Below are 12,085 nucleotides of genomic sequence, written 5' to 3' on the forward strand. Positions count from 1 at the left end.
TGGCAGGCTGAGCAGGTTCGCAGGGCATCCCCATCAGCCTCCCGGCCTCCGACCTCGCGCACCTGGCTCGCTGCGCCTGGCTGCGCCAGCAGTGCGCCAGCGATAGCGAACGGGCGAACCGCGAATTCGCGACCTTACTGATGTGGCATCAGGCCGCCAGCCGCCCCGGCGCTAACGCGGGGGCTGGGCCGTTGTGGTCAGGACCGTCGTAGGGGAACCCTGCACTCCCGCATAGAAGACGACCAGCTCCACGGGGTCATCGCCCAGGGCCTGTCCGGTGTGGACGGTGTTGACCACCTCCACCAAGGCCTCGCCCTCACCAAAGGTCCGCCTGGAGCCATCCGCCAACTCCAGGGAGAGGGCGCCCTTGAGAATCACCGCGGCATTGATCACCGGATGCCAATGCAGGGGAAGACGAACCCCCGCAGGGATCGTGATCCGCAGGACCTTGACCTGGGGCTGACCGGATGGATAGGGCGGAAGGATCCGGCCATCCCACTCCTTGCTGGAGTTCGCGAGTTCCCTGACCTCGACTCCGAGGGCAGCGGCTCCATGGTCGTCATGGGCCCAGGCCTCTGGCACAAGGGCGCCGCAGAGACAAGCGAGGGCCAGGGGCGTTAGCCACGAGCAGCGATTCACAGGCAAGCGTCCTAGAAGGGAGCGATGGAACATGTCCTATTGGCCTTCCTCGCCTTTGGTGCCGCGGTGCTCAGCCTGCTGGCCTGGATGGTGGCCGCCTTCACCAGTGATCGGGTGCGCTAGCTCCATCAACTCCGCGTCGATGGCCACCAGGGGGCCCGTCGGATGAAAGCGCCGCGCCAGGGCAATGGCCTGCTCACGGTTCTCCGCCTGCACTGAGCGCGCACCCGGAGTGGAGGAACTGCAACTCCAGACCTGGTAGCGCCGAAGCATGGCAAGTGGGAGGTGGACCCTCGTCCTAGCCAGAGCGACGGCCCGCAACACACACCTGCGCAAAAGCTGAACAGAACCCTGCGTCTCGATCCGCTGATCCAGCCGCGTCGCTAGGGAAGGGGACCAGGCCCTGCCGTTGTGCTGCTGCTCACCGATCCGCTGGAACTGATCTGGGGCATCGCCGGACTGCTCAAGGCCTCGCTTCTGGATGAGCCCAGCTCAACGCTTCGGAACGACCGTCATGCCGACGGGAGCCAAGGCGATCAGCGCCAACTTGATGTGCTGCAGGCCAAAGGGAATTCCCACAACCGTGAGGAAGCAGGCCAGGGCTGAGGCCAGGTGACCGATCGCCAGCCACCAACCGGCCACGAGAAACCAAATCACGTTCCCCATGGTCCCCAGGGGACCCGTACCCCAATCGCGGCGGCCCGTGAGGGTCTGGCGCGAAATGGCCTCCTGACCGAAAGGCCAAAAGGAGAAGTTGCCGATCACGAAGCAGGAGCGAGCCCAGGGCAGGCCCACCACGCTGATGGCACAGAGCAGGCCTGCGAACCACCAGCCCAGGCCCATGACCAGTCCGCCCAGGACAAACCAGAGCAGGTTGAACAGGAAACGGAACAAGGAAGCTGCCGGTCGCGTTAACGGGACTGTCGAGCCGGCGCAGACGACTTGCCAAAGCACGTTACAGAGAGTTACATTTGCTTTACGTTTCGCAACACCACCATGGAAGCCGATTACGGGATGGCCATCACAGCGATGGTTGTCGTGGGTGCGCTCCTGACCGCAGGGGTGGTGTACGTGCTCTCTCGCCCCAGCGACCTGGGCCCCACCCGCAAATAAACGATGGCCCTGACCGCAGTTCTTCTCTTCGCCGGCTGGATTGCCGCATCCCTACTCAAATCCGAACCCCAACAGTCATGAACACCAACCAAGTCACAGACCAGTGGTGCCAGAACCGCGCTGAAGAGCTGATTCACGCGCAGCAGCTCAAGCAGGTCGAGCGCTTCAACGGTCGGATGGCGATGCTCGGCATCGTGATCGGGATCATCACCGAGGGCCTCACCGGCCAGGGCATCGCCCACCAGATCGGCCTGGGTCCCCTGATTGACGGCTACGCCGCCTGCCACACCCAGTACCTTCCCTTCTGTTTCTGATCCGGCCCAGGCGCTCGCGATGAACAAACAGGAGTTCCGCTACGAACCGGTCGAGTCCTTCGGCAAGAGCATGACCTCCCAGAGACCCTGGGACGTCTCCGCTCTGAAGGCCGTCGAGCAACTCAACGGCCGGGTCGCCATGGTCGGCTTTGCCGCGGCCCTGGTTGGCGAATGGCTCACGGGCTTTGGGCCAGCCGGCCAGGTCTTGGCTCTGGTGCGCTGGTATCTGAGCTGAGGCGCTGACGACAAGGGCATCGCGTTGCTAGGCCGGAGGCAGAGGCCATGGACGCGATGAATCACATTTTTGAGGTCTTTCACTCCGGGCCGGCTGACTATGGCCGCTTCCACGTGGTCGCAGAGAACCGGCAGCAGGCCAAGTCGCTCGCCGAAGCGGACTACCCACAACACCAGTTCGCGGTCTTTCGCAGCGAGCTGATCAGGCCGGAGTGGCGCTACCAGCTGCTCAACGAATGGCGCTCGACGCTCTAGCCCCGAGGAGCGTCAATCCGCACTGGTGGAGCGCGAATAGATCAACCCCAACTCCGAGGCCCAGGCCAGCAGGTTGTTGGTGGCGGTCAGCACCTCCAAAGAACGGCTCCAGGCCTCATGGAGATCAGGGGCCTCCAGCACGTAGTGCTCGGCCCATTCGTAGGAGCGCACCAATCCGCAGGCCTCCTTGAGGCGATGGGGCGTGAGCGCATGGGACTCCACGCGCTCGATCAGCCCCTTCTCCCAAAAGACCCGGCCCACACCCCGATCACCGGAGAAACTCTGGTGCAGCGTCGTGAGGACAGTCTCGAATTCTGGTCGTTGGATCTGGTCCATGAACCAGCCCTAACACTGTCTAAATACCTCGCGCAGGCGAAAAATTCAGGCCTGGCCCAGGCTTGCCAATCCCCAGGCAGCTGAGCCATGACTGATCGGCAGACGAGGAGGCGATGGAGCATTGCGCAATCAATCCAGACCGGGTGCTGGTGATCACCCCCAAGGGCTCCAGCATCGAAGCCCTGCGTGATGGCGACTACCGGGTCTGCTGGGCCTCAGGCCTCTGCCAGACCGTCACTGGTTTGCACCGAGCCAACTCCCTGCTCTATTGGCATGAAGAGAACAGCCCTTGACGCCAACGAAGGGGCTTGTTTGATGGGCTCGACTGCGGATCCTTGATGAAGATCAAGACGGCGTCACTCCAGAGCACCGCCCGAGAGACCCTGGGCCTATTGGAGGACCTGCGCGCTGAACTGGCCCCCAGCACGATGGGCACCGCGCAGTGGAGACGAATCAACCAACTGGAAGACAAGGTGCTGGCACTCCTGGCCCTCACCCAGGCCAGCTAAGACACAAAAAAGCCCCCGGGTGATCCCGGGGGCCAGTGTTTCAAGGCCGGAGAGCGGACCTAGGTGTCAGCGCTGGTGCAGCGCTTGAGGTTCTGCCAGTCGTCCACAACCTGACCGCAACCGTTCACCACACAGTGGAGCGGATCATCGGCAACGATGGTGAAGATGCCCGTGGATTCAGTAATCAAGTCACTGATCCCCGGGATCAAGGCACCGCCACCGGCGAGCACGATTCCGCGGGCGTGAACGTCAGCGGCGAGTTCTGGGGGGGTGTTCTCCAGGACGCGCTTAATCGTGTCAACGATGGCGCCCAGGGGCTGTTGGATCGCCTCGCGAATTTCACCGGCGGTGACGGTGATGCTCTCGGGCAGTCCGGTGCGGTTGTTGAAGCCGCTCACCTCCATGTGGCGATCATCGTTGCGGGCATTGGCGTGGGCCGAGCCGATGCTGATCTTGACCTTCTCAGCGGTGGCTTCACCGATCACCAGGCCATAGGTCTTTTTCAGATAGTCGGCAATGCTCTCGGTGATTTCATCACCGGCAATCCGAATGGACTCACTCTCCACGGGTGAGCCGAGGCTCAAGACGGCGACGTCGGTTGTGCCACCACCGATGTCAACGATCATGCTGCCGACGGGTTCGGTGATCGGCAGGCCAGCGCCAATGGCGGCGGCCACGGTCTCATCGATCAGATAGACCTCTTTTGAGCCGGTGATGCCGGCTTCACGGACAGCCCGGCGCTCCACGTCGGTGATGCTGCTGGGGATGCCAACCACCATGCGAGGGGCGGTGGACTTACCGGCATTGCCGCGGCGCATGAAGGTTTGGATCATGAGCTCGGCGGCGGCGTAATCAGCAATCACGCCATCGCGCAGGGGACGAATCGCCTGGATCGCTTTAGGTGTTTTACCGATCATGCGTTTCGCGCCTTCTCCCACCTCCAGTGGGATGCCGCGTTCTAAATCAAGAGCGACAACGGAGGGCTCGTCGAGGACGATTCCTTTGCCTGATACGTACATCAGGGTGTTCGCCGTCCCCAGATCGACACCGATGGAGGAGCTAGTCCGGAAAGGCCAGAACATGGTGTTTTTTGCTGATCAACCCAAAACTGACCAAACGGGAATATTCGTTCTTCGGACTTAATCAAATCTTCCACTCTTCGATGCAACTCGTCGAAAACCAGCTCAGCGCCACTGATCCCACAGGGCCACAAGGCGCTCCTGATCGGCACTGGGGCTGCTGCTGCAGAGGTAGGCATCCGGCCTGATCAGATAGGTCTGGCCAGCCATGTAGCCCTCCTGGGGTTCCGCACTAGCCGGAACCAACCAGTCGCTCGCCAGGGCAGAGCCGGCCAGCGGCAGCGGCACACCAACGGACAGCAACACAAAGCGACCGGAGCGCAGCAGGGCGTGCAGTCGCGTCTGGCCACTGGGGCCCTGGCAGGGCAGATCCGGCGTGCGCTCACCGGGGCGCAGTCCGCCTGCTGAGCGAGCCAGAACCGGAGCCAGGGCGCTGCCGCGGTAGTGAAGATCGGTCTCGCAGAGCTGCGCCACCAGGCGACGTTGAACGCGACGACTGCGGCCCAAATTCGTGAACGCCAGATTCCGCAGCCGACGCAGCAGGGGCTGCCGCAGCAGAGCCACCCGCGTCAACACACCGGCATTGCGCAGCACCCGATCGCCAATCCCGCTGCGTTCCGGGGAATAGGTCTCCAGCAGCTGTGGCCCCGCCTTGCCCTGCAGCACCAGGGCCAGTTTCCAAGCCAGGTTGAAGGCATCCTGCATGCCCGTGTTCATGCCCTGCCCCCCAGCTGGGCTGTGGATATGGGCCGCATCCCCCGCCAAGAAGACCCGCCCGACGCTGTAGCGATCGACCTTGCGCTCGTTGATCCGGAAATGACTGAGCCAGATCGGATCATGGGCGCGGAAGCCTGATCCCAAGCGCTGCTCCACCAGGCTCTGAACCTGCTCCAGGCTGGGATCGGCCGCCTCCGTCCCCGAGACATCGCCAATGATGCGGAAGCGATCTCCGACGATCGGGAACAGGGCCAGGATCCCCTCGGGATTCCAGACCACGGCCACCTGATCGGAAGCTGCGGGGCCGTCGAGCTTGACGTCCGCCAGAACCCAATTCGATTCCAGGGTTTCGCCGCTGTAGGCCAGACCCAGCTGATGGCGCACAAGGCTGTGGGCACCATCGCAGCCCAGCAGATAACTGCACTCCATCGTTTCCGTGCTGCCATCGGCTCGGCTGAGTTCGGCCGTCACACCGCCATCGGAGGCGGCGAACCCGCTGAGTTCCAGCTGGCGCTCCACCGAGACACCCCGCTCCGCCAGCAACTGGGTCAGGACCGCCTCCGTGCGGTTCTGGGGAATCATCAAGGCGTAGGGGAAGGCGCTCTGCACCTTGGAAAAGGAGAGCGCCGCCAGCAGGCGTTGACCGGCCTGGATCCGGGCTCCATGGCCCTGAATCCCAGCCTTCAAGAAAGGCTCAACGCAGCCCTGGAGATCCAACAACTCCAGGGTCCGCGGCCAGATCACCAGGGCCTTGGAGCGCTCGGAGGGTTTCGGCTCCCGTTCCACCACCCGAACGGCGATGTCCTGCTGACGCAGGGCCAGCGCCAGGGTGAGACCCACCGGCCCCGCTCCCACCACCAACACCGGTTGGGACATCAGACCTACGTCAACTCTCCACCAAGGCTGCACAACAAAACGCGTTGGGCATGGAGAGTTCCACTTCTTTTTTGGCGGCTTCTTTCACTGAAAGAGCAACCGCCGCAGTGCGTTAGGGTCGATTTATCAAGCGAAGCAGAAATGACCCTCGGCCGATTTCTGGTCTTCTTTGTGATCGGCCTGGTGCTGGCGACGGTGCTGAACCTGACCTGGCTCTATTGGATCTTGGCGGCGGCCGCCGCCACGGTTGCGATCAAGCTTTGGCTGAACCGATAGCGCGATGACGGAGACCACCACCCATAACGGGGCGAACTACAAGCTGACCCGACTGCCCTCCGCCCTGGATGCCAGCAAGGCGGCCAATCGGATTCGGCCCTGGCTCAGCCGCAGCGAAGAACAGCAGCGCGCCAGCGAACGCATCGCTCGGGTGCGCCGCGAAAGCGGCATCCCCTCCCCTGACGAGTGGATGTGGTGAGCATGGAACGCACGCTCAAGGGCATTGCCTATGTCTCGGTTTGGGTGATCCTCTGGGGGACAGTGGCGTCCGTGATGGATTACGTCCTGCTGGAGCGTGAGCTGTATGGCACGGGCAGCTTCGGCCAAGCGACCACCTTTGTGGCCTACGGCCTCGCGAGCCTTGTGTTGGCCTGGCGCTTCGCTCCGCGCTTCCTGCAGAGCGACGACTGAGCCTTAGCTCTGGGGCTTGGCAGCAGGAGCATCCCCCTTCGGCGGGCTCTTCTGGGGAACACTGACCTGGCCGCACTGGTCGTCGAGCACAGGCTTGTAGGAAGCCCGCACCTCCATCCAGTCCGTAGCGGGATCGCGCTGCTCAAACACGGCGAAGTGCTCAATCAACAGGCCATCCATCGCCTGCATGGAGCGGCAGAGGCGATAGAGATCGCCCGAATTCTGAGCCTTCAAGACCCGTTCGTAGTGCCCCATGAACTGGGCATAGGGATCAGGCTCCGCCGCGAAGACTGGAGCAGCCAAGACGGCAACGGCAGCCGCAGAAGCGCCCAGAAGACGGGTCAGAGGGGATGCAACGTTCATGCCGATGACCCTACCGAGCGAGCCAAGACCCGATCTTTTTCTCTGAATAGAGAGAACAAACACAGACAATCTTCAACAGGGAGAGAAGCTGAACTCAGGCCAATCGCAGCAGATCTACCGCTAGCGGTAGGTGGATCTTTCCATGGAATACGCCATGTCAAGACATCAACTTGAACTGTTCATGCGTAAAGCCAAGGGCAACACAAGCATGCAGCGCGAGCTCGACAAGTGCGGCGAGAACAACAGCTGCGTCGTTTCTGTTGCCCGCAAGCATGGACACAAGTTCTCCCCAGCGACCCTGACCCGCTGGCAGCACGACCACAGCGAGGAGGCTCCGCACACGCACTAGCGCGATCACAAGGCAAGACGTCCGAAGCCGGCTCCAATCGGGGCCGGCTTCTTAGTGTTGCGCTCATCGGCCGATGCCCCGTTGAACCGCCGCTGGCTCCTGCTCTTCGCGCTGCTGGCCGCTCCAGCGGCCCAGGCCCAGTCCCTGCTCAGCCTGCAACAGGCGGCCATGCGCTGCTTCAACGGTGGTTCGCGGGCGGACTGCAGCGCGGCGATGGGAACCTCCCATCAACTGAAAAACCGCGCCGATGATGCCAACCAACTGCGCTGCTACACCGCGCTGCTCGGACTGGAATCGCGGCTAAGCATGGCCATGCAAGGGACGGGATCGCTGGATCGCGATCACAGCAGCCTGAAGGAAACGTTTTTCGAATGTCAGGCCCTGAATCCGAGCTAGCCCAGCAATCCGCTGCCAGCCTTGAGGGCAGAGGGGAAGGCCCAGCCCATGCACTCTGCACAAGCGCTACGTGAGCGTTACGCCAACGGGAGCAGCACCCCCGGCGAGGTCAACGCGATTGCGCGGGTCTACGCCTCGATCAAGCAGCTGAGCTTCCCGCAGGCCCTCGAGGAGGTCCATGACGGCCTGGGCTACGGCATGGGGGAGGACCTCGACTGCAAGCAGGGGGGATTTCCCTGGCGGGAAGTCGAGCGCTCCCTGGTCCCCGCCGGTCGGCGCTGGATCAACGGACTGGAGCCGTCCGTAGCTATGTCTGGAGAGAGCCGCTGAACCCCAATGAACGGTTGGCGCCAGAGCAGCTTGGCCGTCGGCACCGCCGCACTGCTTGGATTCTCAATGCAGGGCCTGGCTGCGGAAGGATCCGTCTCCTCGCAATCACCCCTTAGCCGCCAACAGGCCTGGCAGGAGGCCATGTCACAACTGCCCAAGGGGGCCAGGGTGACCAGCAGCAACTGCAACGACGTGGAGATCGGCTACGGCAATACGCGCTACTACTGCGTCTTGACCTTCACGCAGCCCGATCCAGCCGAAGCCGAACACAAAAAAGCCGCCGCCCAGGACTAGGCGCGGCGGCTTCGATGAACGGTCTCAGCTCTTGGCGGAAGCCTGAGACAGGAAGAAGACCAGCAGGGCAATCAAACCTGCACCGCCGAGGGCCGGCAGGATCACGGGAACGCCTCGGGGAGCGACAGCGGAGGCAAGCACGAGGTAGTCCATTCCGGAACGATCAGAACTGGATTTTTTTAGCACCGCCGCAACGGAAAGCGGGGGTTTCCGAGACCTGTCGAAAACCAGCCGTTAGAACCACTCGGTCTGGGCCTCTTCGGCGGTGTTGACCCGAGCGTGGGGGGTGCGGCGCTCAAACTCCATCGCAATGGAGCGCTCCTGCTCACCATCAGCGGCAATCGCGCGAACCGGGTAGAGCTGCTCACCATCACGGAAGGGGACGTGAATGCGGAAGCTGCCATCGCGCTCCAGCTGAATCTGCTCGTCACCGATGAACAGGCTGGCGGCAGGATCCGTGGCGCCGTAGACGATCAGCTCGGCATCAGCCACCAACCAGAAGGAGCGCTGACGGGCTGCGCCAGCACCGGACTCGGTGCGGCCACTGGCCCAGACACCCAGACCGGAATCATTCAGGGGACCAGGGCCCGCCAGGTCGTATTCGTGCAGCACCTCGGAGCCGACGCGGCGGCTACGGGTGGGAAGGGTCGCCCGCTGGTAGTGCTGCTCGTGCTGCACGCCCGCACCAAAGCTGGGGGTGGTCAGCGCTTGAGGAGCAGCGCTCGGGCCAACCTCCAGGGAGAAGGGAACAAAGGCATCGGCAATGCGCTGGGAGGGCTCCATGCCTGGGACATGAGCCACGGCCGAGAAGGCCAGGGAATACCAACCACCGGAGCGCAGGCGATAGCCCAGCTCGACGCGGTAGTCGCGGCCATCGAGGGGCACGGGCAAGAACCATTCACTGGCGTTGCCATCCACCACCAGCTCCTGCAGGGTGTGGGGATGGGACTGCTCGCCGCCTAGGCCCGTCACGTCCGCTAGACGAATGCAGAGCTGGGTCGCACCGGCCTTCTGGGCGCTCTTGCGATCCGCCGCGCTGATGGACCAGAAGCAGTAGGCCCATTGGGGATCACGGGGTAGAAATACCACGTGGGTGGAAGCGTCCTGGACACCCTCGACAACCTCGATGGAGTCGCTGGAAGGCGGAGCGATCCCAGGAACCGTCTCCTTAATCTTTTCTTTGATCCCCGAGGGAATCAGGTCGCGGATCCAGGCGAAGGGACGCTGGTTGCTGCTCTTGGCGTTGGAGTTGCTTTGCGTCACAGTTCTGCCCTGGATGGCGACGGGTCCTATCATCACCGACTTACCTCGGCCAGCAGCGGCTCTGTCAGCGGATCGCTACGACAGGCGACAGCCTCACTCAGCCAGCAACTGCTCGCGCGCCTGGGCCAGGGCCTGCTTTGCCTCCTGGCTGACCTCGGGATAGCGCAGATCCAGGCCATCCAAACGCTCAATCACCGCCGCCGCGACCACCAAACGGGTGAACCACTTGTGATCAGCCGGCACGACAAACCACGGCGCATGGGCTGTGGCGGTCTCGCGAATCATCTCCTCATAGGCCTGCCTGTAGTCCTCCCAGAACCCCCTCTCGCGGATATCAGCCGCTGAAAACTTCCAGTTCTTCTCGGGACGCTCCAAACGCTGCAGAAAACGGCGCTTTTGCTCCTCTTTGGAAAGGTGCAAGAAGAACTTCAGGACCACCACCCCGTTGCGGCTCAGATAGCGCTCGTAGTGGCGAATGTCCTCGAAACGCTGTTGCCAGAGCTTTGGCCCGACCAAATCAGGCGGCAAGGACTGCTTGGCCAACAGCTCCGGATGGACCCGCACCACCAGGGTCTCCTCGTAGTAACTGCGGTTAAAAATCCCGATGCGCCCGCGCTCCGGCAGGGCTTGATTGGCGCGCCAGAGGTAGTCGTGATCAAGGTCCAGCGCGGAGGGGGCTTTAAAGGAGGTCACCTGGCAGCCCTGGGGATTCACCCCGCTCATCACATGTTTGATCGTTCCGTCCTTGCCCGCGGCGTCCATCGCTTGAAAGATCAGCAGCACCGCCCACTTGTTCTGGGCATAAAGACGCTGCTGCAGCTCCGAGAGCATCTGAACGCCCTGCTCGAGTGCCTCTCGGGCCGCCTTCTTGTCGGAGGGCAGATCCAGGGTGTCGCCCGGATCGATCCGATCCAGGCGGAATCCATCCCCGCTGTCGATTCGATAGGGCCTGGTGAGGTGATGGCACTGCGTGAGCACCTGGCTCAGTTCCCTCTCCATCGGCAGCCTCAGAACAGCAATCGCCTGAAGTCACCCTGACCACCACAGGAGGCAATGTCAGCCCTGACAGCCGCTGAGCCGACTGCACAACTGGTTTTTCTCTGAAGAGAGAAAAAGAAATCCCCCTAGGACACCCCGATCTCACGCGGGAGTCCCATGGGTCGCAAGCTTGGTCAGCTGCTGGGTGGCTGCGTTCTCGCCGCAACCCTGGCACCATCCGCCGCGGCCCAAGAGCTGGCGATTGCCGAGCCGGAAGCGCCGGCCCCAAGGCTGACGTTTGAGCGCACCAACCGCCGCCTCCCCCGCACAGGGGATCCGATCTGGGACCTGAAACTCGAGATCCCTGGACAACCGGTGCGGCATTTCGAAGCCGTCAGCGGACGGGCGGAATACCAAGGCGCCAACCGGCACCAACTGGGTAGCCAGGCGCCCCTCCCGCCCGGGACCTATTCGATCGGCGCAGTTGAACCATTGGGCCATGAGTATCCGCGGGAGCTCGGCCCCGTCTGGATCGGCCTCGAGCCCCTCTTCAGCACGGGCCGCCGCGTTTTAGGAATCCACCTGGACCCAAGTGCAGGCCGCAACTGGAACAGCGGAACCGGCGGTTGCATCGGCCTGATCCACAGGGCCGAGATGTTGACCCTGGCCGAGCTGGTCCGCCGCAGTGCAGCCCAGACCCTGATCGTCAGCAACTAAGCAGAAGCACCCGCTGCCAACCGCCCAGGTCCTGGCTAGAGCAGAAGTACCGCCGAGGTGGAACAGCGGCCATCAGCGCTCCACTGGTTCATGCCGGCGGCATGGTCTACCTGCATGGGTTGCACCATTCCTCACACCCCCCGACCCCGCCCTCGGCGGGGTTTTTTGTGGGCAAGCTCCAGTCACAAAAAAGCCCCCTCATGCCGAGGGGGCTTGCCGTGGTGTGAGGTTGGAATGGAATGTTTCCAAGCGCCGTTCTAGGGAAGCGAATGCCCCAGAGCCTGTGCGGTTGAACAACTGGTTACAAAGAACTGGCACTGTGCCAGTCCTCTGGCGACGGTTGGTGCGTGTGAGGAGTGGATTCGCCTCAAAGGTGGAAACAAGGTCACACCCTTGAAGCGAATCCCGAAAAGCCCTGCCTTTGGCGGGGCTTTTTTTTGCCTAGGCGGCCATCAGTTCCCGCTTGAGCAGGACGGCTCCGTTGGAGAGCAACAGGCGGTGGCGCTGGACCTCCTCATCGAGGGGGACAACAACGCTCTGGGCCCCGCCATTGGTCCAATAGTGGAGCTTCACCTGAGGCGTGGTGGATGACGTGGGGATCTCGATCGAACCCGTCATGCGGCGACGAATGGCTCC

The 12,085-nt window shown here is 62.9% G+C and carries 24 protein-coding genes; 13 read left to right on the top strand and 11 right to left on the bottom strand.

Annotated elements, in window-relative coordinates; all coding sequences use genetic code 11:
* Window positions 1–171: 171 nt before the first annotated feature.
* From QZ186_RS08975 to QZ186_RS08985, 3 genes are all read right to left on the bottom strand, one after another.
* Window positions 172–639 carry a cupin domain-containing protein gene (locus QZ186_RS08975; RefSeq protein WP_296416517.1) on the bottom strand — a complete coding sequence of 156 codons (468 nt, stop codon included), beginning with the start codon at window positions 637–639 and terminating at the stop codon, window positions 172–174.
* A 36-nt stretch (window positions 640–675) separates the two neighbouring features.
* On the bottom strand, window positions 676–912 hold the full coding sequence (locus tag QZ186_RS08980) for a hypothetical protein (RefSeq protein ID WP_247477620.1): 237 nt from the start codon (window positions 910–912) through the stop codon (window positions 676–678).
* A 219-nt stretch (window positions 913–1,131) separates the two neighbouring features.
* Entirely contained in the window at window positions 1,132–1,533 is a 402-nt protein-coding gene (locus tag QZ186_RS08985; RefSeq protein ID WP_010316079.1) for a YccF domain-containing protein, read from the bottom strand.
* Between the two features lie 296 nt (window positions 1,534–1,829).
* Here QZ186_RS08985 and QZ186_RS08990 point away from each other — a divergent pair, with 296 nt between their 5' ends.
* The 3 genes from QZ186_RS08990 to QZ186_RS09000 are packed head-to-tail and all read left to right on the top strand — an operon-like array spanning window position 1,830 to window position 2,555.
* Window positions 1,830–2,066: a chlorophyll a/b-binding protein gene (locus tag QZ186_RS08990; protein WP_296416518.1), complete on the top strand. Its 237-nt coding sequence runs from the start codon at window positions 1,830–1,832 to the stop codon at window positions 2,064–2,066.
* Between the two features lie 19 nt (window positions 2,067–2,085).
* On the top strand, window positions 2,086–2,301 hold the full coding sequence (locus QZ186_RS08995; protein ID WP_010316074.1) for a chlorophyll a/b-binding protein: 216 nt from the start codon (window positions 2,086–2,088) through the stop codon (window positions 2,299–2,301).
* A 56-nt stretch (window positions 2,302–2,357) separates the two neighbouring features.
* Complete coding sequence (locus QZ186_RS09000; RefSeq protein WP_156797860.1) at window positions 2,358–2,555, top strand: hypothetical protein; 198 nt, start codon at window positions 2,358–2,360, stop codon at window positions 2,553–2,555.
* 12 nt (window positions 2,556–2,567) lie between these two features.
* Here the strand turns inward: QZ186_RS09000 and QZ186_RS09005 are convergent, their stop codons facing one another.
* Entirely contained in the window at window positions 2,568–2,891 is a 324-nt protein-coding gene (locus QZ186_RS09005; protein WP_296416520.1) for a hypothetical protein, read from the bottom strand.
* 113 nt (window positions 2,892–3,004) lie between these two features.
* Here QZ186_RS09005 and QZ186_RS09010 point away from each other — a divergent pair, with 113 nt between their 5' ends.
* Window positions 3,005–3,184, top strand: a complete 180-nt coding sequence (locus tag QZ186_RS09010; protein ID WP_010316068.1) for a hypothetical protein — start codon at window positions 3,005–3,007, stop codon at window positions 3,182–3,184.
* Window positions 3,185–3,229: 45 nt separating this feature from the next.
* On the top strand, window positions 3,230–3,400 hold the full coding sequence (locus QZ186_RS09015) for a hypothetical protein (protein ID WP_156797859.1): 171 nt from the start codon (window positions 3,230–3,232) through the stop codon (window positions 3,398–3,400).
* A 59-nt stretch (window positions 3,401–3,459) separates the two neighbouring features.
* Here QZ186_RS09015 and QZ186_RS09020 read toward each other — a convergent pair whose 3' ends face one another.
* Window positions 3,460–4,482 (bottom strand): rod shape-determining protein, encoded by a 1,023-nt coding sequence (locus QZ186_RS09020; protein ID WP_296416522.1) that lies wholly within the window; start codon window positions 4,480–4,482, stop codon window positions 3,460–3,462.
* A 102-nt stretch (window positions 4,483–4,584) separates the two neighbouring features.
* Window positions 4,585–6,072 (bottom strand): FAD-dependent monooxygenase, encoded by a 1,488-nt coding sequence (locus tag QZ186_RS09025; protein WP_296416523.1) that lies wholly within the window; start codon window positions 6,070–6,072, stop codon window positions 4,585–4,587.
* A 141-nt stretch (window positions 6,073–6,213) separates the two neighbouring features.
* On the opposite strand from QZ186_RS09025, the gene QZ186_RS09030 reads away from it, so the two are divergent.
* The 3 genes from QZ186_RS09030 to QZ186_RS09040 are packed head-to-tail and all read left to right on the top strand — an operon-like array spanning window position 6,214 to window position 6,759.
* On the top strand, window positions 6,214–6,348 hold the full coding sequence (locus QZ186_RS09030; RefSeq protein ID WP_010316060.1) for a hypothetical protein: 135 nt from the start codon (window positions 6,214–6,216) through the stop codon (window positions 6,346–6,348).
* A gap of 4 nt (window positions 6,349–6,352) precedes the next feature.
* Window positions 6,353–6,547: a hypothetical protein gene (locus QZ186_RS09035; protein ID WP_010316058.1), complete on the top strand. Its 195-nt coding sequence runs from the start codon at window positions 6,353–6,355 to the stop codon at window positions 6,545–6,547.
* 2 nt (window positions 6,548–6,549) lie between these two features.
* Window positions 6,550–6,759 (top strand): hypothetical protein, encoded by a 210-nt coding sequence (locus QZ186_RS09040; RefSeq protein ID WP_029626211.1) that lies wholly within the window; start codon window positions 6,550–6,552, stop codon window positions 6,757–6,759.
* Window positions 6,760–6,762: 3 nt separating this feature from the next.
* Here the strand turns inward: QZ186_RS09040 and QZ186_RS09045 are convergent, their stop codons facing one another.
* Complete coding sequence (locus tag QZ186_RS09045) at window positions 6,763–7,122, bottom strand: hypothetical protein (protein WP_296416524.1); 360 nt, start codon at window positions 7,120–7,122, stop codon at window positions 6,763–6,765.
* Window positions 7,123–7,264: 142 nt separating this feature from the next.
* Here QZ186_RS09045 and QZ186_RS09050 point away from each other — a divergent pair, with 142 nt between their 5' ends.
* From QZ186_RS09050 to QZ186_RS09065, 4 genes are read left to right on the top strand one after another with little or no spacing between them, the layout of a single operon-like run.
* Complete coding sequence (locus tag QZ186_RS09050) at window positions 7,265–7,471, top strand: Nif11 family protein (protein WP_296416525.1); 207 nt, start codon at window positions 7,265–7,267, stop codon at window positions 7,469–7,471.
* A 54-nt stretch (window positions 7,472–7,525) separates the two neighbouring features.
* The gene (locus tag QZ186_RS09055) at window positions 7,526–7,867 is read left to right on the top strand and encodes a hypothetical protein (RefSeq protein ID WP_247477612.1); all 342 of its coding nucleotides are present in this window, start codon (window positions 7,526–7,528) and stop codon (window positions 7,865–7,867) included.
* 48 nt (window positions 7,868–7,915) lie between these two features.
* Window positions 7,916–8,197: a hypothetical protein gene (locus tag QZ186_RS09060; RefSeq protein ID WP_247477611.1), complete on the top strand. Its 282-nt coding sequence runs from the start codon at window positions 7,916–7,918 to the stop codon at window positions 8,195–8,197.
* A gap of 6 nt (window positions 8,198–8,203) precedes the next feature.
* Window positions 8,204–8,491, top strand: coding sequence for a hypothetical protein (locus QZ186_RS09065; RefSeq protein ID WP_010316046.1), 288 nt, complete (start codon window positions 8,204–8,206; stop codon window positions 8,489–8,491).
* Window positions 8,492–8,515: 24 nt separating this feature from the next.
* Here QZ186_RS09065 and QZ186_RS09070 read toward each other — a convergent pair whose 3' ends face one another.
* From QZ186_RS09070 to QZ186_RS09080, 3 genes are all read right to left on the bottom strand, one after another.
* On the bottom strand, window positions 8,516–8,644 hold the full coding sequence (locus QZ186_RS09070; protein WP_010316044.1) for a hypothetical protein: 129 nt from the start codon (window positions 8,642–8,644) through the stop codon (window positions 8,516–8,518).
* An 81-nt stretch (window positions 8,645–8,725) separates the two neighbouring features.
* Window positions 8,726–9,754 carry a DUF4912 domain-containing protein gene (locus tag QZ186_RS09075; protein WP_296416526.1) on the bottom strand — a complete coding sequence of 343 codons (1,029 nt, stop codon included), beginning with the start codon at window positions 9,752–9,754 and terminating at the stop codon, window positions 8,726–8,728.
* 93 nt (window positions 9,755–9,847) lie between these two features.
* Entirely contained in the window at window positions 9,848–10,753 is a 906-nt protein-coding gene (locus QZ186_RS09080; protein ID WP_296416527.1) for a polyphosphate kinase 2 family protein, read from the bottom strand.
* 156 nt (window positions 10,754–10,909) lie between these two features.
* Here QZ186_RS09080 and QZ186_RS09085 point away from each other — a divergent pair, with 156 nt between their 5' ends.
* A complete protein-coding gene (locus QZ186_RS09085; protein WP_296416528.1) occupies window positions 10,910–11,449 on the top strand; it encodes a L,D-transpeptidase in 540 nt (179 codons plus the stop codon).
* A gap of 441 nt (window positions 11,450–11,890) precedes the next feature.
* On the opposite strand, the gene QZ186_RS09090 is transcribed toward QZ186_RS09085, so the two are convergent.
* The coding region (locus tag QZ186_RS09090) for a hypothetical protein (RefSeq protein ID WP_296416529.1) at window positions 11,891–12,085 on the bottom strand (195 nt) is incomplete at its 5' end.

The sequence above is a fragment of the Vulcanococcus sp. DEBay_Sum29NL08_54 genome (assembly GCF_017859255.1).
Lineage (GTDB): Bacteria > Cyanobacteriota > Cyanobacteriia > PCC-6307 > Cyanobiaceae > Vulcanococcus.